Raw genomic sequence first — 19,216 nt, 5'->3', positions numbered from 1 at the left:
GCGGGCCACACTTCCGTACCTGCCTACCCGCGCCGCCTCCGGTCCGTGGCCTCGCCGCAGGCGATCACCCCGTCCCGGCGCAGCGCCGCGATCTCCGCGTCCCGCATCCCCACGGAACGCAGCAACGCCTCCGAGTGCTCCCCGAGCCCCGGCACCCTCCCCATCACCGGCTCGGCCCCGCCCGGCAGCGTCACCGGCGGCAGCAGCGCCCGCAGCGGCCCCACCGGCGAATCCACCTCGCGCCACCGCTCCCTGGCCGCCAGCTGCGGATGCGCGGCGACCTCCGTCACATCCCGCAGCCGCGCACACGCGATCCCCGCCGCCTCCAGGCGTCCAAGGGCCGTGTCCGCGTCGAGCCCCGCGAGCGCCTTCGCGACCAGTTCGTCCACGGCCGCGCGGTGCGCGGTCCGCGCCGCGTTCGTGGCGTACTCCGGGTCATCCGCCAACTCCGGCCGCTCCAGGACCAGTTCGGCCAGGCGCCGCCACTCCCGGTCGTTCTGCACGGAGAGCAGCACCCGCGCCCCGTCCGCCGTCGGATAGGCGTCGTACGGCGCGATGACGGCGTGGGCCAGGCCGGTGCGCGCCGGGGGCTCACCCCCGTGCATCGCGTGGTGCAGCGGATGCCCCATCCACTCGGCGAGCGCCTCCAGCATCGAGATCTCCACCGGACCGCCGCGCCCGCTCGTGCCGCGCCGCAGGAGCGCCGCGAGAACACCGGAGAACGCGTACATCGCCGCCGCGATATCGGCCGCCGGAATCCCCGCCTTCACCGGCTGCTCCGGGGTCCCGGTCACCGACACCAGACCCGCCTCGCACTGCACCAGCATGTCGTACGCCCTTTTGTCGGCATACGGCCCGCCCGCCCCGTACCCCGAGATGTCCACCGCGACCAGGCGCGGATGCGCGGCGCACAGGCTCGCCGCGTCCAGGCCGAGCCGGGCCGCCGCGCCCTGCGCCAGGTTCTGCACGAACACATCGGCGTCCGCGATCAGGCGGCGGATCGCCTCGAGCCCCCGCGGATCCTTGAGGTCGAGGGCCAGGGACTCCTTGCCGCGGTTGGCCCACACGAAGTGCGAGGCGAGCCCGCCGGCCGCGGTGTCGTACCCGCGGGCGAAGTCGCCGCCGTCGGGGCGCTCCACCTTGATGACCCGGGCACCGAGATCGGCCAGCTGCCGGGTGGCGAAGGGCGCGGAGACGGCCTGCTCGACGGCGACGACGGTGATGCCGTCCAGGGGGAGTGGCTGCGAGGCCAGGGGACGTATCTGCATGCCTCGAGATCATGAACCCCAGGTGACGGCTTTGTCATCCCCACCCGGCGGCACGCTACCGACCGGCGGTCGCGTACCGCCGGACGGCCAGTGGTGCGAACACCGCGATCAGGACCGCGCACCAGGCAACCGCCCCCGCCACCGGATGCGTGACCGGCCAGGCCGCGCCCTCGGGCACGGGCGCGTTGCCGAACAGGTCGCGCACCGCCGTGGTCACCGCGCTGATCGGGTTCCACTCGGCGACCGTGCGCAGCCAGGACGGCAGATTGTCGGTGGGGATGTACGCGTTGGACAGCAGCGGCAGGATGAACGTCGCGCTGCCCAGCTGCCCGGCCGCCTCCTCGCTCTGCGAGGCCAACCCGAGCAGAATCCCGACCCAGGTGGTCGCGAACCGGAAGAGCAGCAGCAGACCGAAGGCGCCCACCGCTCGGAGCGCGGAGCCCTCGATCCGCCAGCCCATCGCGAGCCCCACGAGCAGCAGCGGCACCATCCCGACCGCCGAGACGAGCAGATCGGCCACGGCCTGCCCCACCGGAACGGCGGCCCGGCGCATCGGCAGGGTGCGGAAGCGGTCCATGACGCCCCGGTGGGAGTCCTGGGCAGCGGCGAACATCCCGTTCATGAGGCCACCCGCCGCCGTGGCGACGAGCAGCCCCGGCACCAGGAAGGCCCGGTAGTCGGCGCCCGGCATGGCGACCGCGGAGCCGAAGACGTACCCGAAGAACAGCAGGAAGACGATCGGCATCGCCTGCGTCATGACGGTGATGGCGGGCGCGTGCCGGACCCGCAGCAGATGGCGTCCGAACACGGCGGAGGTGTCGTGGACCAGGGTCCCGGGGGCGCTCATGCGGCGATCGTCTCCTTACGTGCGGTGAGGCGCAGGAACACCTCGTCGAGGGTGGGCGGGCGCAGGCTCGCATCGGCCAACGGCACGCCCGCGGCGTCGAGTTCACGGACCAGCCGGGGCAGGGTGAGCGTGGGGTCGAGGCAGACGGCGGCGGCGGTCCGGCGCTCCGTGTCGAGCACCGGTTCCGCTCCGGTCAGGCGGTCGAGGACCGCGGCCGCGGCGGGCAGCGCGGAGGCGTCGGTGACCACCGCCTGTGCGTAGCTGCCGATCGTGGCCTTGAGCTCGGCGGGCGTGCCGCGGTGCGCGGCCCGGCCCTCGTCGATCAGGACGATGTCATCGGCCAGCTGATCGGCCTCCTCCAGGTACTGGGTGGTGAGGACCACGGTCGTGCGCTGCTCCGCCAGCTCCCGTACGGAGTCCCAGATCTGGTTGCGGCTGTGCGGATCGAGCCCGGTGGTCGGCTCGTCCAGGAACAGCACCCGCGGCCGGGTGATCAGGCTCGCCGCGAGGTCGAGACGGCGCCGCATCCCGCCCGAATAGGTGCGTGCGGGCCGGTCGGCGGCGCCGTCGAGCCCGAAACGCTCCAGGAGTTCGGCGGCCCGTGCGCGCGGCGCCCGCAGCAGCTTCGCGAAGAGCCGCAGGTTCTCGGCGCCGGTGAGATCCGCGTCGACGGAGGCGTACTGCCCGGTGACACCGATGTGGCGGCGTACCGCATCGGCCTCCCGTACGAGATCGTGCCCCGCCACCCGCGCACTGCCCGCGTCCGGCGCGAGCAGCGTTGTGAGCAGCCGGACCGCGGTCGTCTTGCCCGCGCCGTTAGGCCCGAGCAGTCCGCACACCGAGCCCTCGGGGACCGCGAGATCGAGCCCGCGCAGGGCATGGACGCGGCCGAAGCGCTTGTCCAGACCTTCACTAAGTACAGCGTACGTAGAAGTCATGCGGCCCACCGTACCTCACTTCGTACGCTGTACGTAACTAGGATGGTGGGCGAGGTGATGATCAATGGCGGGCCGAGCGGCCGAACCCGAAGTGATCTGGGCGCGCCCCGAGCGCACGGGCCGCGGCCCGAAACCCGCGTACAGCAGGAGCGATATCGCGGCGGCGGCCGTCCGCATCGCCGACGCCGACGGCCTCGACGCGGTCTCCATGCGCCGCGTCGCGGGCGAACTCGGCTGCGGCACCATGTCGCTCTACAACTACGTGCCGCGCAAGGAGGACCTGTACGAGCTGATGGTCGACGCGGTCAGCGGCGAGTACGACCTCTCCACGCCACCCAGCGGCGACTGGCGCGCCGACATGCGCGGCATCGCCCGCCAGACCCGCGGCATCCTGCACCGCCATCCCTGGCTCACCCGCGTCATGTCCACGGTGTACGGCTACAGCCCCAACGCCCTGCGCTACCTCGAACACTGCCTGGCGTGCCTGGACACCCTCGACGCACCCGGCGGCACCAAGATGGAACTGATCGCGATGGTCAACGGCACGGCCATGATCTCCGTCGCCAACGAACTGGCCATCGCCGAACGCAGCCGCTCCCTGCCGTGGACCGAGGAACAGGAACAGGCGGTACGGGGCGCGTACTTGCGGCGCCAGGTCGCCGGTGGCTCCTATCCCCGGCTTGCCGCGCTGCTCGCGCAGGGGCCGCCACCTCCGGACCCGGACGAGGCGTTCGAGCGGACCGTGGAGCGGCTGCTCGACGGGTTCGCGTAGCGGACGGGCGGGTGCGGTCGGCTGGTTAGGGTGACCGCGTGCTCGAGTACGCCGCCTCCGCCACCCTCCTCCCCGTCAACCTCACCCTGGGCGCGGTACTCGCCGCCCTCCTCGTCGTCGCCGCGACCGTGGCCGCCCTGGCCCGCCTCGCGCCCGATGAGGGCCGCGGCCGGGCCCGGGAGATCGCCGTGGCCGGGGTGCGGGCCGCGGCCCAACTGGCCGCCGTCTCCCTGCTGATCGGCTGGGTGGTGCGCTCCGTACCCCTGCTGCTCGGCTTTCTCCTCCTGATGTACGCCGTGGCGGTACGCACCGCGGGGCGCCGCATCACCGCCAACGGCAGCTGGTGGTGGACCGCGCTGCCGATCGGCACCGCAGTCGCGCCCGTGGTCGTCGCGCTGCTGCTCACCGGACTCGTACCGCTCAAGGGCATCGCCCTGATCCCCGTCACCGGCATCCTCATCGGCGGCGCCCTGACCGCCACCGTGCTCGCGGGCCGCCGCGCCCTCGACGAACTGCACGCCCGCAAGGGCGAGGTGGAGGCGGGCATGGCGCTCGGCCTGACCGACCCCGAGGCCCGCCTCCTGGTCGCCAGGCCCGCCACCTCCGACGCCCTGCTGCCCGGGCTCGACCAGACCCGCACGGTGGGCCTGGTCACGCTGCCCGGCGCGTTCGTCGGCATGCTCCTCGGCGGGGCGTCACCGGTCCAGGCGGGCGCGGTCCAACTCTTCGTCCTGGTCGCCCTGATGGCCGTCCAGGCGATCGCGGTCGCCGTCTGCCTCGAACTCGTCGCCCGCGGGCGGTTGCACCGGATCGAGCCGGAGCAGACCGGGACGACGGCGGCTCAGAGCAGCGCGAACTGACCGCCAGGCCCCTCCTCGTGGTGGTCGAGCACCGAGGCGGGGCGGCGCGCCGCGGCCGGTACGGGCAGTACCCCGGCCCGCCGCAGGGCGCTCGCGGGGAGCGGGGCCGCCGCGGCGGCGCGCGCCAACTCCTCCTGCTGCGGCCGCACTTCGGCGAGCAGCGCGAGTACGGTGATCAGTTCGAGCAGCTCCGAGGTCCACGCCTGCGGCCAGGCGGCGGGCCGGATCGTGTCCAGGCCGTCGGCCCGGCCCTCGCCCGGCTCCGCATCCGGACCCGGCCAGGCACGGCGCGCGAACCACAGCTCCAGTACCCGTACACCTGACGCGTGGAAGTCCCAGGCGGCCGCGGGCACCGGGGAGATCCGGCCCTCGCCCACGTGCAGGGTCTCGTCCTCGCGGTCGTAGAGCAGCTCGGTGGGGCGCGCCGGGAGCGCCGCGCGGACGTACGGGCGGCGCCCGCCGGGCAGTTTGGGCCGCTCCCCGGTCCGCAGATGCAGCCACAGCAGCCGGTGCCCGAGCCGTACGCCGTGCCCCCACAGGTCGGGGTCGGCGGTGAGCGGCACCCGGAACTCCGCGCCGCCGGTGCGGCGGGCCGTCGCCAGGACCCAGGTGAGCAGCTCCTCGGCCGGTACGGTCCGGCCGAGCCGCTCTCCGAGGAGTCCGAGCAGTCCGGGCGCGAGGTTGGGCTCCTCGCCGCCGGGGCGCCGGTACAGCGGGCGGATGCGGCCGGGGCGCCCGGCAGGGGAGTGGCCGTCGGGCAGCAGCGCGGTCACCGACAGGGTCGGGGCGGCGGCCTCGGGCACGTGGCCCGGCTCGACCAGGAACAGCTGGTGCGGTCCGGCGACCCGCCACAGCTCGGGGCGGGCCGCGTCGATCAGCCGGTGGTCGGGTATCAGCCACTGCTCGTCGAACGGCCCGTGCACCACGCGCACGGGCTCCGGGCAGGGCCCGTCCTCCTCGGCGAGCGGACCGGTCCCGCCGGACTGCCCGGGGAGTTGGCCGACGGCGCTGGTCACCGTACGAGAACGGGACGGACGAAGCAGTGCGGCCCGCTCGTCACCACGGGCCCGGACAAAAGCCGCCCAACGGGCCTTGAGGGACGCGGCGTCCGGCCCGAGCGGCCAGCTGCGGCCGAGCCGCAGGGGTGCGACCGACCACGGCAGCAGGTCTTCGAGCAGCGGCGCGTCAACGAAGTCGGCATGCGTCGTCACGGTCAGCATCGTAGGCGCTGGCCATGATTCAGCCCCTCCGGCGTTTGAGGAGCGGGGGTCTGGGGGCGGAGCCCCCCCACGCGGCGTCAGCCGCATATTGAACACAGCCGGGAAGGGGCGGGACTGGGGATAAAAAGACCGGCCTCAGTGAGCATCCAGCGTCACCGTGAACGAAAACCGATCCCCCCGATAATGAATCCGCGCCACATCAAGGACGCACCCCTCCTCGTCATACGTCACCCCCGTGTAGTGCAGGATCGGGCTCAGCAACGGCACGTCGAGCAGCGACGCCGTCTCCGGATCCGCGAGCCGCGCCTCCACCGTGTCCGTGATGCGGCTGATCCGCACCCCCACCACGTCCCGCAGCACCTTCGTCATCGGCCAACGCTCCAGGTCGGCCGGGTCGATGCGGGCGCCGATCGCGGGGCGTACCCAGTTGCGCGCGTGGTTCGTCGGCTCACCGGTCTTCTCGTCGCTGCGCAGCCGGTGGTACGTGGCCACCTCGGCGTCGTCCGGGAAGTACTCGGCGAGGTCCTTGGGCGCGGGCCCGGAGCCGTGGTCGAGCAGCCGGGTGTGCATCCCCGACTGCTGCGCCACGATCGCGTCCACGGAGCCGAGCAGCCGCACCGGCGCGCCCCGCTCGGCGCTCGGCTCGATGAACGTGCCGCGCCGCCGGTGCCTGCTGATCAGACCCTCGTCCTCGAGCTCCTTGAGCGCCTGCCGCATGGTCAGCACGCTCACGCCGTAGTGCCCCGCGAGCTGCTCCTCGGTCGGCAGCCGCAGCGGCGCGGAGGGCGAGCGGCCGAGTATCGAGGCGCGCAGCGACTGCGACACCTGGTACCACAGCGGCAACTTACGGTTCAGGACGATCGAGTCCGGGGCAAAGGCGGTCACAGCTGCTCCGCTCCGTTTTGTACCTGCTCCGTCTTACGACCGGAAATGACGCTGGAGACCCTGCCACACATCGTCGTAACCCGTCTGCAGGTGGGGCGCCTTCTCCGGGTCCGCGGCCTGCGGCGCGAGCGTCACCGGCCAGCGGGTCTCGAACATGAACGCAAGCCCGTCGTCGATCTTCTGCGGCTTCAGCTCGGCCGCGGACGCCTTGTCGAAGGTCTCCCGGTCGGGCCCGTGCGCCGACATCATGTTGTGCAGCGAGCCACCGCCCGGGACGAAGCCTTCCGCTTTCGCGTCGTACGCGCCCTCGATGAGGCCCATGTACTCGCTCATCACATTCCGGTGGAAGTACGGCGGCCGGAACGTGTCCTCGCCCACCAGCCAGCGCGGCGCGAACACGACGAAGTCGAGGCCCGCGAGCCCCGGGGTGTCCGACGGCGAGGTGAGCACCGTGAAGATCGACGGGTCCGGGTGGTCGTACGAGATCGTCCCGAGGACATTGAAGCGGCGCAGGTCGTAGACGTACGGGACGTGGTTGCCGTGCCAGGCGACGACATCGAGCGGCGAGTGGTCGTACGTCGCGGTCCAGAGGTTGCCGCAGAACTTGTTGACCACCTCCACCTCGCCCTCCACGGCCGCGTCTTCATCGTATGCCGCCACGGGAGCCCGGAAGTCCCGTGCGTTGGCGAGCCCGTTGGCGCCGATCGGGCCCAGGTCGGGGAGCCGGAACGGTGCCCCGTAGTTCTCGCAGACATAGCCGCGGGCGGTGCCGTCGAGCAGCTCGACGCGGAACCGCACCCCGCGCGGGATCAGCGCCACCTCGCCCGGCGCGGCACGCAGCAGCCCGAACTCGGTGCGCAGGAGCAGCGCGCCGTGCTCGGGCACGATGAGCAGCTCGCCGTCGGCGTCGCTGAACACCCGCCGCTCCATGGGGGAGTTGGCGTGGTAGAGGTGCACGGCCATGCCGGAGCGCTGTGTCGCGTCGCCGTTGCCGCCGAGCGTCCACAGGCCCGCCACGAAGTCGGTGCCCGGCGCGGGCTCCGGAAGCGGGTTCCAGCGCAGGCGGTTGGGGTCGGGCACGGTCTCGGTGAACGGCGCCGTGCGGAGCGCGCCGTTGTCCGCGCGCGTGAACGCCGGGTGCGCGGCCGAGGGGCGGATCCGGTACAGCCACGAGCGGCGGTTCTCGGCCCGGGGCTCGGTGAACGCGGTGCCGCTGAGCTGCTCCGCGTACAGGCCGAGCGGTGCGCGCTGCGGCGAGTTCCGGCCAACGGGCAGCGCGCCCGGCACGGCCTCGCTGCTGTGTTCGTTCCCGAAACCGGAGAGGTACGCAAGCCCCTCCGCCGTCTTCCGCGCCTGCTCGATGCCGACGTGCCCGGTGCCACTCATGGTCGCTCCCCGCTGCCTCTATTGGAATCCTATGGATAACCGTAGGATTACCGAGGGTGTCCGTCAACGGCACGGGCCGGAGCCGTTCGCCCGTACGGCGGTGATCGGGGCGGTGGTTGGTGGGGTGCGGGGTGGCCGTGGGGCGGGGCGTGGGAGTGCGGCGGTGGGTGTGGTGGCGGCTGACGCGGCGTGGATCGGGGTCGGAGATCGGCGGCATGATGGGCCCGTGCCCCGAATCAGCAGCCCCCGGTCCGCGGGCCTGCGCCGCGTACCCGTGCAGCGGCGCAGCGCCGAGCGCCTGACCCGGATCCTCGACGCCTGCGCAGCCCTTCTGGACGAGGTCGGCTACGACGACCTGAGCACCCGCGCCGTTGCGGACCGCGCGGGCGTCCCGATCGGCTCCGTCTACCGCTTCTTCAGCAATAAGCGCGCCCTGGCCGAGGCGCTCGCGGAGCGCAACCTCGACCGGTTCGCGCGCCGGATCACCGCGCGGATCGCCGAGGTGCCGCACGACGACTGGCGCACGGCGGTCGACGCGGCGCTCGACGAGTACCTGGAGATGAAGCGCACGGTGCCGGGCTTCGGCCTGATCGAGTTCGGTGCCCCGGACCGCGTGGCCGAAGCCAACCACGTGGTCGCCGACCGCCTCGGCGCACTCCTCACCACCCACCTCGGCCGCCCCCTGGACGCCCGCCTACGCCGCTCGCTCCTGGTCAGCGTGGAGGCCGCGGACGCCCTCCTGCACCTGGCCTTCCGCGCGGCGCCTTCCGGGGACCCGGAACTGATCGCGGAGACGCGGGAGTTGCTGCACGCGTACTTGGCGCGGACGTTCGATCAGCCCCAGCCCCAGCCCCAGCCCCAGCCCCGCCCCTTCCCGTAATTGGGGGCAAGCCCCCAGACCCCCTTGTCCGCCATGAAGGGCGTCGTCCTCAAACACCGGACGGGCTATTGGTGACAAGCTGACCGGTCGGTATGCTCGGCCACCGAGCCCGTCGACCGACGCCGCCGCCCTGGGAGGCCCCGTGTCCCGCGAGACCCGCACCGCCCTGCGCATCTGCCCCCTCTGCGAAGCAACTTGCGGACTCACCCTCACCATCGAGGGCACCCGCGTCACCGGAGCCCGGGGCGACCGGGACGACGTCTTCAGCCGGGGCTTCATCTGTCCCAAGGGCGCCGCGTTCGGGGAGCTGGACGCCGACCCGGACCGGCTCGCGGCACCCCTTTTGCGCCGTACGCCGGAAGCCGCGGAAGCCGTGCACGGAGAGGCCACCTGGAACGAGTCGTTCGACCTGATCGCCGCCCGCCTCCGCCCCATCGTCGAGGAGCACGGCCCGAGCTCCGTCGGCGTCGTCCTCGGCAACCCCATCGTGCACAGCGTCGCCGGCCTGCTCTACTCACCCGTACTGCTCGCCGCGCTCGGCACCCGGAGCCTGTTCACCGCGAGCACGCTCGACCAGATGCCCAAGCACGTCTCCAGCGGACTGCTCTACGGCGACCCGCTCGCCATCCCCGTGCCCGACCTGGACCGCACCGACCATCTGCTGCTCCTCGGCGCCAACCCCCTGGAGTCCAACGGCAGTCTGTGCACCGCCCCCGACTTCCCCGGGCGCCTCAAGGCGCTCCGCAAGCGCGGCGGCACCCTCACCGTCGTCGACCCGCGCCGCACCCGTACCGCCGAACTCGCCGACCGGCACATCGCCGTACGGCCCGGCACCGACGCGCTGCTGCTCGCCGCCATGGCTCAGGTGCTCTTCGCGGAAGGGCTCACCGAACTGGATGTACTGGACGGGCACGTCGAGGGCGTTGACGAACTCCGGGACGCGCTCGCCGAGTTCACGCCCGAGGCCGTCTCCGGTACGTGCGACGTCGAGCCCGACACCATCCGGAGCCTCGCACGCGAGCTCGCCGCCGCGCCCACCGCCGCCGTCTACGGACGGGTCGGCACCAGCACCGTCGCGTTCGGCTCCCTCGCCAGTTGGCTCGTCGACGTCCTGAACGTCCTGACCGGCAACCTCGACCGGCCCGGCGGTGCCCTCTTCCCGCTCTCCGCCACCTCCGACTTCCCGCGCCCCGCCGGACCCGGCAAGGGCTTCACGCTCGGCCGCTGGGCCAGCCGGGTCAGCGGATACCCCGAGGTGAAGAGCGAGCTGCCGATGACCGCGCTCGCGGAGGAGATCGAGACCCCGGGGGAGGGGCGGCTGCGTGCCCTCATCGTCATCGGGGCCAACCCCGTGCTCTCCGCGCCCGACGGGCTACGGCTCGAACGGGCCCTGGAGCAGCTCGACTTCATGGTCTCCGTGGACCCGTATCTCAACGAGACCTCGCGGCACGCGCACGTGGTGCTGCCCCCGCCGCCGCCCGCCCAGAGCCCGCACTTCGACTTCGCCTTCAACGCCCTGGCGATCCGCAACCAGGTCCGCTACACCCGGCCCGCCGTACCCCTCCAGAACGGCCGGATGGCCGAGAGTGAAATCCTCGCCCGGCTTGTCCTCGCCGCCAGCGGCATGCACGGCGCGTCGCCCGCGGCCGTGGACGACCTGGTCGTCGACCAGACCCTCGGCAAGGCCGTCCAGGCCGCGCACACGCCCGTGCACGGCCGCGACCCCAAGGAGCTCGCCGCGGAGCTGACCGGCGAGAGCGGCACCGAGCGGCGGCTCGACATGATGCTGCGCCTCGGCCCGTACGGCGACGGCTTCGGCGCCGACCCCGACGGCCTCACCCTCGACCGGCTGCTCGCCCACCCGCACGGCATCGACCTCGGGCCGCTCCGCCCCCGGCTGCCGGAGCCGCTGAAGACCCGCAGCGGCCGGATCGAGCTCTTCCCCGCGCCGCTCGCCGCCGACCTGCCCCGGCTCAGCGCCGCACGCGTGCGCGCCGCCGTCAACGGGAGCGACGCCGGTCTGGTCCTCGTCGGCCGCCGCCATCTGCGCTCGAACAACAGCTGGCTGCACAACGTCCCCGCGCTCAACCGCGGCTCGAACCGCTGCACCCTCCAGATCCACCCCGGGGACGCCGCCCGGCTCGGCGTCACCGACGGCGCGACCGTACGCATCAAGGGGGACGGGGGAGAGGTGACGGCACCCGCCGAGGTCACCGACGCCGTGCGCACCGGCGTCGTGAGCCTGCCGCACGGCTGGGGCCACGACCGCCCCGGCACCCGGATGTCGGTGGCCGCCGCCCACCCCGGGGTGAACAGCAACCAGCTGGCCGACGGCGCCCTCATCGACCCGGTCTCCGGCACGGCCGTGCTCAACGGCGTGCCGGTGATCGTCGCGCCCGCGGGCCCGCCCGCCGGACCCTCCGCGAGCTAGCAAAAGCTCGTGACCTGGAGTTTTGCGCTTATTGCTCGCGGGTCAACATCTTGTTAACGCTTGTCGTGGCGACCTAACGTCATCGCACCCCCGGCCCTGGTGGGAGTTCAAGGGCGAACGTTAGGTACCCACACATGCTGACCATTCTTGGCTTTGCCATGATCGCGACCTTCCTGGTCCTGATCATGATGAAGAAGATGTCGCCGATTGCGGCACTGGTCCTTATCCCCGCGCTTTTCTGTGTCTTCGTCGGACAGGGAGCCCAGCTCGGGGATTACGTCCTGGAGGGCGTCACGGACCTCGCGCCGACCGCGGCGATGCTGATGTTCGCGATCGTCTACTTCGGCGTGATGATCGACGTCGGTCTCTTCGACCCGGTCGTCCGCGCCATCCTGCGGTTCTGCAAGGCGGACCCGATGCGGATCGTGGTCGGCACCGCGGTGCTCGCCGCGATCGTGTCGCTCGACGGCGACGGCTCGACCACCTTCATGATCACCGTCTCGGCGATGTACCCGCTGTACAAGCGCCTGAAGATGAGCCTCGTCACGATGACCGGCGTCGCCGCCACCGCCAACGGCGTCATGAACACGCTGCCCTGGGGCGGCCCGACGGCCCGCGCCGCGACCGCGCTCAAGCTCGACGCCAGCGACATCTTCGTGCCGATGATCCCCGCACTCGCCGTGGGTCTCGTCGCGGTGTTCCTCCTCGCGTACGTCCTCGGCCTGCGCGAGCGCAAGCGGCTCGGTGTCCTCACCCTGGACGACGTCCTCGTCAAGGAGTCCGAGTCGGAGACGGTTCTTGTGGGCGCCGGTGGCGCCGCCGCTGCTGGAAAGGGTGCGGGTGCGGGTGCCGGAAACGGTGCGGGTGCCGGAAACGGTGCTGGTGCCGTCCCCGCCCCCGCCCCCGCCCCCGCCCCCGCCGCCGACGGTCCGGCGGACGATGACGAAGGCTTCAAGGGTCTTGACCCGAACCGGGCGACGCTGCGCCCCAAGCTCTACTGGTTCAACGCGCTGCTCACCGTCGTCCTGCTCACCGCGATGATCATGGAGCTGCTCCCCATCCCGGTGCTGTTCCTGCTCGGTGCCGCGCTCGCGCTCACCGTCAACTTCCCGCACATGGCCGACCAGAAGGCCCGCATCGGTGCCCATGCCGAGAACGTCCTGAACGTCTCCGGCATGGTCTTCGCCGCCGCCGTCTTCACCGGCGTTCTGCAGGGCACCGGCATGGTCGACTCCATGGCCAAGTGGCTCGTCGGGGCCATCCCCGACGCGCTCGGGCCGCAGATGGGCATCGTCACCGGACTCCTCTCCATCCCGCTGACGTACTTCATGTCGAACGACGGCTTCTACTTCGGCATCGTGCCGGTGCTCGCCGAGGCGGGTGCCGCCCACGGCATCGCCCCCGTGGAGATCGCCCGCGCCTCCCTCGTCGGCCAGGCGCTGCACATGTCGAGCCCTCTGGTGCCCGCCGTGTACGTGCTCGTCGGCATGGCCAAGGTCGAGTTCGGCGACCACACCAAATTCACGGTCAAGTGGGCCGCGCTCACCTCTCTGGTGGTGCTCGGCGCGGGACTCCTCTTCGGGATCATCTGACCCGACGGGACCTGACAGGTCTGGAGGGGGCTGCACTTTCCGCCATTCCCACCCTTGCTGTTGTGTCACGGCGCGGCGCCGGGCTTCTGCCCGGGCCGCGCCGTTCCTGTTGCCGGGGCACGGCGTGCGTACGGGGCGCGGGCGCGGCACGTACCCCGTATCAGGACGCTGAGCAGCGAGATTTCGGCCACACTGCGCCGTCGGATTTACCCAGTGTTCACAACACAACCCCCAAACTGGGTAAGGCTCTTGGGCACAATGGTGATCACGGGTTGTCACGGGTGGTCGGCCGGTCCGCCCGTTACCCATGCGCAGATGAAGGAGGGGAGTTGAGATGCGACACGGACGCGCTGTGATCGGCACGCTGATCGCCGCCGTGTGCGTCTTCCTCGCCCTCGTCCTCGCCACGGACACCGCCCTCGCGGACCCGGCCGACTCCGCCCCCACTCAATTCGGCGGAGCGACCGGCGACGCCACGGCGACCGACACCCAGCTGCCGGGCGATACGGCCGACAGCGCCCCGCTGCCCGCCTACACCGCGGAGGGCAAGGGACACAGCCCGTTCGACGACTGCCGCCACCGGCGCCCCTCACGCGCGTCGCTCGCCGCCCCCGCAGTACCGCAGCCCGACCCTGACGAACCGGGCGGCACCCGGGCGGAGTTCGGCGACGCGGCCGGAGCCCGGGTGCCGGGGCTCGACGACCCCCGCGCCGCGCTGCCCGGATCGGGCGATCGTCTCAGCCTGCTTCAGGTGTTCCGCTGCTGACCGGCCGCTGAGCCTGATCCGCAACTGAGCCCTACCGTCACGGCGTTCCGGAACCGCTCGCAGGGTCCCGGACCGAGCCGGACCGATCGCACAGCGCAGCGCAAACCACCCCGCACCGCGAGGCACCGGGCGGGCCGACACACCGACACACCGGCACACCCGGTGAACTCGCCGCCCATTGCCTTCGTATGTGTTTCCAAGTGTCCAAGGCTCCAACTGTTTTCCAAGACTCCACGGCCGCGAGGTACCGCAACGGCGCGCCCTCATCACCACGGCCCAGCCCCCCACGCGTACGACGACCGTCCCCCCGCCTGCCATGGCGCATCCGGAGGAACCTCATGCAATCGCTGATCGACCACGCCCGCAGCTTTCCCGGCCGCATCGCCGCCCACGGAGAGGACCGCGAGCGGTTCGGCAAGCTCGCCGAGGGCCAGTCGCCCGAGGCCCTGTTCATCACCTGCTCCGACTCCCGCGTGATCCCGTCCCTGTTCACCGGCGCCGCCCCCGGCCAGCTCTTCGAGCTGCGCACCGCGGGCAACTCCGTGCCGCCCTACGGCGCCGAAGGACCCGCCGACGGCGAGGCCGCCACCATCGAGTACGCGGTCAGCGTGCTCCGGGTCCCCGACATCGTGGTGTGCGGCCACTCGCACTGCGGCGCCGTCGCCGCCCGCGTCCGGGGCGATGACCTGGGGGCCGTACCGGCGGTGGCCGCCCTGGTCGACCGGCACCTGTCCCACCTGCCCGCGGGCGAGGCCCCGGCCCCGGGCGTCGACGACACCGCCCAGGTGGCCGCCGCCGTGCAGAGCCACGTGAAGGCACAGCTCGACCGGCTGCGCGACTACCCCTGCGTACAAGAGCGCCTGGCCGCGGGCGAACTGCGCCTGCACGGCTGGTACTACGCGATCGACACCGGTCTCGTCATGGAACACAAGCCGGCGGCCGACGCCTTTCTGCCGCTGTGAAAGAGGAAGCTGCTGTGAAGAAAAACGACGACAGCATGACCGCCGCGGCGCCGGATCCGGCGCCCGGCGCCGCGCCTGCTGCCGCCCGCAGTAAGCGCTCCGGCCTGGGCGGCCGCTTCGGCCGTTTCGACCGTTCCTCGCTCCGCCACGACGTCACCGCCTCCATCGTGGTCTTCCTGGTGGCCGTGCCGCTGTGCGTCGGCGTCGCCGTCGCCTCCGGTGTGCCCGCCGAACTCGGCATCGTCACCGGCATCGTGGGCGGCCTGCTCACCGGCTTTCTGCCCGGCAGCTCGCTCCAGGTCAGCGGCCCCGCGGCCGGTCTGACGGTGCTCGTGTACGAGGCCGTGGACCGCTACGGCCTCGGCGCGCTCGGCGTCCTGGTGCTCGCCGCCGGGCTGCTCCAGCTGGCGATGGGGGCGCTGCGGCTCGGCCGCTGGTTCCGGGCCATCTCCGTCGCCGTCGTGCAGGGCATGCTCGCCGGTATCGGCCTGGTCCTGATCGCCGGTCAGGTGTACGCCATGGCCGACCTGAAGGCGCCGGGCAGCGGCCTGGCCAAGCTGGCCGGAATCCCGGGTCTGGTCGCCGATGTGCTCGCCTCGCCGGAGGCGCTCGCCGCCGCCTGCGTCGGGCTCGGCACCATCGCGATCCTGGTGCTCTGGCCGCGCTGGCGCGCCGCCGCCCGGATCGTGCCCGCCCCGCTGGTCGCCGTGGCCGCCGCGACGCTCGCGGTCGTCGTGCTCGGCCTGCCCGTGGCCCGCGTAGAGGTGCAGGGCCTGTTCGACGCCATCCAGCCGCCCGGCGGCGACGACTTCGCCGGACTCCTCAGCGTCGGCATGATCGGCACGGTGCTCGCCTTCGCCCTGATCGCGTCCGCCGAGTCGCTGTTCAGCGCGGCCGCCGTGGACCGGCTGCACACCGGGCCGCGTACCGACTACGACAAGGAGCTCATGGCGCAGGGCGCGGGCAACGCCGTCTGCGGCGCGCTCGGCGCGCTCCCGATGACCGCGGTGATCGTGCGCAGCGCCGCCAATGTGCACGCCGGTGCCCGCACCAAGGCGTCCCGGGTGCTGCACGGCGTATGGCTCCTGGTCTTCGCGGCGGCCTTCCCGGCGGCGCTCGGCGTCATCCCGGTCGCCGCGCTCGCGGGCGTCCTGGTGCACGCCGGGTTCAAGCTCATCCCGTGGAAGGACCTGCGGCCGCTGTGGCTGGGCCACCGCGGCGAGCTGCTGATCCTGGTGACCACGGCGGTCGCCATCGTGGTCGGCAACCTCTTCGAGGGCGTCATCCTGGGGCTGCTGCTCGCGGTCGCCAAGACGGCCTGGGAGATATCGCACGTGCATGTGGAGGTGGTCTCGCCGCAGGCGGCGCCCGAGGAGCCGCTGCGGGTCCGCGTCCTGGGCAACGCCACATTCCTGCGGCTGCCCAAGCTCCTGGACTCCCTGGAGGCGCTGCCCGCCGACCGCGCGATCCATCTCGACCTGAGCGGTCTGCGGCACGTGGACCACGCGTGCGAGATGGCGCTCGCGACCTGGCAGGAACGGCACAACGCGCTGGCGGTCCGCCCCGTCGAGGCGGTGGCGGCGCCGAGCCCGTCCTGACCTGAGCGAGTACGTCCGGGGCGCCAGGGCCGATTCGGCCCTGGCGCCCTAAAATTAACACCGCTAGTTTGAGAGGCTGAGGACAGGACCAGGACCCAGAACGCAGACAGCAGGCGCAGCAGGCGCGGAAGGAGTGCCATGAAGGCACACGACGGCATGTACATCGGCGGCGAGTGGCGTCCCGCAGCGGGCCCGGACACGATCGCCGTGGTGAACCCGGTGGACGAGCAGGTGATCGCGCACGTCCCGGCCGGTACCGCCGAGGATGTCGACGCCGCGGTCCGCGCCGCCCGCGCCGCACTCCCGGCCTGGGCCGCGACCCCGCCCGCCGAGCGCGCCGCACGCCTCACCGCCCTGCGCGACGTGCTCGAGGCCCGCAAGGACGAGATCGCCGAAACGGTCACCGCCGAGCTCGGCTCCCCGCTCCCGTTCTCGCAGAAGGTGCACGCGGGCGTGCCGATCGCGGTCGCCGGATCCTATGCCGAACTCGCCGCCTCGTACGCCTTCGAGGAGAAGATCGGCAACTCGACGGTGCTGCTCGAACCGGTCGGCGTGGTCGGCGCGATCACGCCCTGGAACTATCCGCTGCACCAGATCGTTGCCAAGGCGGCTCCCGCGCTCGCCGCAGGCTGCACCGTCGTACTCAAGCCCGCCGAGGACACCCCGCTGGTCGCCCAGCTCTTCGCCGAGGCGGTGCACGAAGCGGGCGTCCCCGCAGGGGTGTTCAACCTCGTCACCGGGCTCGGCACGGTCGCCGGACAGGCGCTCGCCGCGCACGAAGGCGTGGACCTGGTCTCCTTCACCGGCTCCACCGCGGTCGGCAAGCAGATCGGCGCCACCGCGGGCGCGGCCGTCAAACCGGTCGCCCTGGAGCTCGGCGGCAAGTCCGCCAACGTCATCCTGCCCAGCGCCGACCTGGCCAAGGCGGTCAACGTCGGCGTCGCCAACGTCATGTCCAACTCCGGCCAGACGTGCAGCGCCTGGACCCGGATGCTCGTCCACGCCGACCAGTACGACGAGGCGGTCGAACTCGCCGCCGCTGCCGCCGCGAAGTACGGCGACCGCATCGGCCCGCTCGTCAACGCCAAGCAGCGGGAACGCGTGCGCGGCTACATCGAGAAGGGCGTGGCCGAGGGCGCCCGCGTGGTGGTGGGAGGCCCCGAATCCGCCCAGGAGAAGGGCTACTTCATCCCGCCCACGGTCTTCGCGGACGTCACGCCCGCCATGACCATCGCGCAGGAGGAAATCTTCGGCCCGGTCCTGTCCCTCCTGAAGTACGCCGACGACGACGAGGCCCTGGCGATCGCCAACGGCACGGTGTACGGCCTCGCGGGCGCGGTCTGGGCCGGGGACGAGGCGGAGGCGGTCGCCTTCGCCCGCCGAATGGACACCGGCCAGGTCGACATCAACGGCGGCCGCTTCAACCCGCTGGCCCCGTTCGGCGGTTACAAGCAGTCGGGCGTGGGCCGCGAGCTCGGCCCGCACGGCCTGGGGGAGTACCTCCAGACGAAGTCCCTGCAGTTCTGAGCGCCTTCCCCTGACCCGCTCCGCCCCCGCCCGTCGCCCTGCCCCGCCCGTCGATCGAGGAGTACGCCACCGTGGTCCGCGCCGCCGTCCTGCCCGCCGTCAACGCGCCCCTGGAACTGGGCGAGATCGACCTGCCCGAGCCGGGCCCCGGCCAGGTGCGGGTCCGCCTGGCCGCCGCCGGGGTCTGCCACTCCGACCTGTCCCTGTCCAACGGCACGATGCGGGTGCCGACGCCGTGCGTCCTCGGGCACGAGGGCGCGGGCACGGTGGTCGCCGTCGGCGAGGGGGTGACGCACGTGGCCCCCGGCGCCGGGGTGGTCCTCAACTGGGCGCCGTCCTGCGGTAGTTGCCACCCCTGCACCCTCGGCGAGGTCTGGCTCTGCGCCCAGGCCCTCACCGGGGCGGCCTCGGTCTACGCCCGCCGTGCGGACGGCACCGAGCTGTACCCCGGCCTGAACGTCGCCGCGTTCGCGGAGGAGACGGTGGTCGCGGCGAACTGCGTCCTGCCGGTCCCGGACGGTGTCCCGCTCGCGGACGCGGCCCTGCTCGGCTGCGCGGTCCTCACCGGGTACGGCGCGGTCCACCACTCGGCGCGGGTCCGCGCGGGCGAGTCGGTGGCCGTCTTCGGCGTCGGCGGCGTGGGCCTGGCCACGCTCCAGGCGGCCCGCATCGCGGGCGCGGAACGGATCGTGGCGGTGGACGTCTCCCCGGAGAAGGAGGCGCTGGCGCGGGCGGCGGGTGCGACGGAGTACGTAGTCGCCTCGGAGACAACGGCCAAGGACATCAGGAAACTGACGGACGGCCAGGGCGCGGATGTGGCGGTGGAGTGCGTGGGCCGGGCCGCCACGATCCGTACGGCCTGGGAGTCGACCCGGCGCGGCGGCCGTACGACGGTCGTCGGCATCGGCGGCAAGGACCAGCAAGTCACCTTCAACGCCCTGGAGATCTTCCACTGGGGCCGCACGCTCTCGGGCTGCGTCTACGGCAACAGTGACCCGGAACGCGACCTGCCGATCCTCGCGGAGCACGTCCGTGCGGGCCGCCTGGACCTGTCGTCACTGGTGACGGAGCGGATCGGGTTGGACGGGATCCCGGCGGCGTTCGAGAACATGCTGGCGGGCAAGGGCGGCCGGGCCCTGGTGGTCTTCGCCTAGCGCCGTCTTTTTCTTCCCCAGTCCCGCCCCTTCCCGTAAGCAGGGGGCTCTGCCCCCTGCACCCCCGCTCCTCAAACGCCGGAGGGGCTGATTCTTCAGCCCCTCCGGCGCTTCCCGTGGCCAGGCCACC

General features: G+C 72.5%; 16 protein-coding genes. 10 read left to right on the top strand and 6 right to left on the bottom strand.

The genetic code is table 11. The features are described from left to right. Positions 1 to 23: 23 nt before the first annotated feature. The 3 genes from ACWD10_RS25195 to ACWD10_RS25185 are packed head-to-tail and all read right to left on the bottom strand — an operon-like array spanning position 24 to position 3,053. Complete coding sequence (locus ACWD10_RS25195; protein WP_451094688.1) at positions 24 to 1,268, bottom strand: CaiB/BaiF CoA transferase family protein; 1,245 nt, start codon at positions 1,266 to 1,268, stop codon at positions 24 to 26. Positions 1,269 to 1,323: 55 nt separating this feature from the next. Continuing rightward, a complete protein-coding gene (locus tag ACWD10_RS25190; protein WP_451094686.1) occupies positions 1,324 to 2,115 on the bottom strand; it encodes an ABC transporter permease in 792 nt (263 codons plus the stop codon). Next, positions 2,112 to 3,053, bottom strand: coding sequence for an ATP-binding cassette domain-containing protein (locus tag ACWD10_RS25185; protein WP_451094684.1), 942 nt, complete (start codon positions 3,051 to 3,053; stop codon positions 2,112 to 2,114). The genes ACWD10_RS25190 and ACWD10_RS25185 overlap by 4 nt, the downstream gene beginning before the upstream one ends. A 64-nt stretch (positions 3,054 to 3,117) precedes the next feature. Between ACWD10_RS25185 and ACWD10_RS25180 the strand changes: the two genes are divergently transcribed. Continuing rightward, a complete protein-coding gene (locus ACWD10_RS25180; protein ID WP_451094682.1) occupies positions 3,118 to 3,825 on the top strand; it encodes a TetR/AcrR family transcriptional regulator in 708 nt (235 codons plus the stop codon). 38 nt (positions 3,826 to 3,863) lie between these two features. Continuing rightward, positions 3,864 to 4,685, top strand: coding sequence for an ABC transporter permease (locus tag ACWD10_RS25175; RefSeq protein ID WP_451094680.1), 822 nt, complete (start codon positions 3,864 to 3,866; stop codon positions 4,683 to 4,685). On the opposite strand, the gene ACWD10_RS25170 is transcribed toward ACWD10_RS25175, so the two are convergent. The 3 genes from ACWD10_RS25170 to hmgA all read right to left on the bottom strand — a co-directional run bounded on the left by ACWD10_RS25170 (position 4,667) and on the right by hmgA (position 8,176). Beyond that, positions 4,667 to 5,905 carry a type ISP restriction/modification enzyme gene (locus ACWD10_RS25170; RefSeq protein WP_451094678.1) on the bottom strand — a complete coding sequence of 413 codons (1,239 nt, stop codon included), beginning with the start codon at positions 5,903 to 5,905 and terminating at the stop codon, positions 4,667 to 4,669. The two genes, ACWD10_RS25175 and ACWD10_RS25170, sit on opposite strands and share 19 nt — an antisense overlap. 135 nt (positions 5,906 to 6,040) lie before the next feature. Next, a complete protein-coding gene (locus ACWD10_RS25165; protein WP_451094676.1) occupies positions 6,041 to 6,790 on the bottom strand; it encodes a GntR family transcriptional regulator in 750 nt (249 codons plus the stop codon). Positions 6,791 to 6,823: 33 nt separating this feature from the next. After that, positions 6,824 to 8,176: a homogentisate 1,2-dioxygenase gene (hmgA, locus tag ACWD10_RS25160; RefSeq protein WP_451094674.1), complete on the bottom strand. Its 1,353-nt coding sequence runs from the start codon at positions 8,174 to 8,176 to the stop codon at positions 6,824 to 6,826. Positions 8,177 to 8,411: 235 nt separating this feature from the next. Here hmgA and ACWD10_RS25155 point away from each other — a divergent pair, with 235 nt between their 5' ends. From ACWD10_RS25155 to ACWD10_RS25120, 8 genes are all read left to right on the top strand, one after another. After that, the gene (locus ACWD10_RS25155; protein ID WP_451094830.1) at positions 8,412 to 9,056 is read left to right on the top strand and encodes a TetR/AcrR family transcriptional regulator; all 645 of its coding nucleotides are present in this window, start codon (positions 8,412 to 8,414) and stop codon (positions 9,054 to 9,056) included. 142 nt (positions 9,057 to 9,198) lie between these two features. Then, complete coding sequence (locus ACWD10_RS25150; RefSeq protein WP_451094672.1) at positions 9,199 to 11,487, top strand: molybdopterin oxidoreductase family protein; 2,289 nt, start codon at positions 9,199 to 9,201, stop codon at positions 11,485 to 11,487. Between the two features lie 134 nt (positions 11,488 to 11,621). Next, positions 11,622 to 13,079: a CitMHS family transporter gene (locus ACWD10_RS25145; RefSeq protein ID WP_451094670.1), complete on the top strand. Its 1,458-nt coding sequence runs from the start codon at positions 11,622 to 11,624 to the stop codon at positions 13,077 to 13,079. Between the two features lie 334 nt (positions 13,080 to 13,413). Continuing rightward, positions 13,414 to 13,845, top strand: coding sequence for a hypothetical protein (locus ACWD10_RS25140; RefSeq protein WP_451094668.1), 432 nt, complete (start codon positions 13,414 to 13,416; stop codon positions 13,843 to 13,845). 338 nt (positions 13,846 to 14,183) lie between these two features. Further along, positions 14,184 to 14,807 (top strand): carbonic anhydrase, encoded by a 624-nt coding sequence (locus ACWD10_RS25135; protein ID WP_451094666.1) that lies wholly within the window; start codon positions 14,184 to 14,186, stop codon positions 14,805 to 14,807. 35 nt (positions 14,808 to 14,842) lie between these two features. Beyond that, positions 14,843 to 16,405: a SulP family inorganic anion transporter gene (locus tag ACWD10_RS25130; protein WP_451094828.1), complete on the top strand. Its 1,563-nt coding sequence runs from the start codon at positions 14,843 to 14,845 to the stop codon at positions 16,403 to 16,405. 138 nt (positions 16,406 to 16,543) lie between these two features. Further along, entirely contained in the window at positions 16,544 to 17,932 is a 1,389-nt protein-coding gene (locus ACWD10_RS25125) for an aldehyde dehydrogenase family protein (RefSeq protein WP_451094664.1), read from the top strand. Between the two features lie 71 nt (positions 17,933 to 18,003). After that, a complete protein-coding gene (locus ACWD10_RS25120) occupies positions 18,004 to 19,086 on the top strand; it encodes a Zn-dependent alcohol dehydrogenase (RefSeq protein WP_451094662.1) in 1,083 nt (360 codons plus the stop codon). Positions 19,087 to 19,216: the final 130 nt, after the last annotated feature.

It is taken from the genome of Streptomyces sp. NPDC002851, assembly GCF_053591935.1.
This window is presented reverse-complemented; position numbering and strand designations above follow the sequence as displayed.

Excerpts from the sequence above, each read along its gene's own strand:
- ACWD10_RS25195 (WP_451094688.1), bottom strand. The coding sequence starts at position 1,268 with ATGCAGATACGTCCCCTGGCCTCGCAGCCACTCCCCCTGGACGGCATC.
- ACWD10_RS25190 (WP_451094686.1), bottom strand. The coding sequence starts at position 2,115 with ATGAGCGCCCCCGGGACCCTGGTCCACGACACCTCCGCCGTGTTCGGA.
- ACWD10_RS25185 (WP_451094684.1), bottom strand. The coding sequence starts at position 3,053 with ATGACTTCTACGTACGCTGTACTTAGTGAAGGTCTGGACAAGCGCTTC.
- ACWD10_RS25180 (WP_451094682.1), top strand. The coding sequence starts at position 3,118 with ATGGCGGGCCGAGCGGCCGAACCCGAAGTGATCTGGGCGCGCCCCGAG.
- ACWD10_RS25170 (WP_451094678.1), bottom strand. The coding sequence starts at position 5,905 with ATGCTGACCGTGACGACGCATGCCGACTTCGTTGACGCGCCGCTGCTC.
- hmgA (WP_451094674.1), bottom strand. The coding sequence starts at position 8,176 with ATGAGTGGCACCGGGCACGTCGGCATCGAGCAGGCGCGGAAGACGGCG.
- ACWD10_RS25145 (WP_451094670.1), top strand. The coding sequence starts at position 11,622 with ATGCTGACCATTCTTGGCTTTGCCATGATCGCGACCTTCCTGGTCCTG.
- ACWD10_RS25140 (WP_451094668.1), top strand. The coding sequence starts at position 13,414 with ATGCGACACGGACGCGCTGTGATCGGCACGCTGATCGCCGCCGTGTGC.
- ACWD10_RS25135 (WP_451094666.1), top strand. The coding sequence starts at position 14,184 with ATGCAATCGCTGATCGACCACGCCCGCAGCTTTCCCGGCCGCATCGCC.
- ACWD10_RS25130 (WP_451094828.1), top strand. The coding sequence starts at position 14,843 with ATGACCGCCGCGGCGCCGGATCCGGCGCCCGGCGCCGCGCCTGCTGCC.
- ACWD10_RS25125 (WP_451094664.1), top strand. The coding sequence starts at position 16,544 with ATGAAGGCACACGACGGCATGTACATCGGCGGCGAGTGGCGTCCCGCA.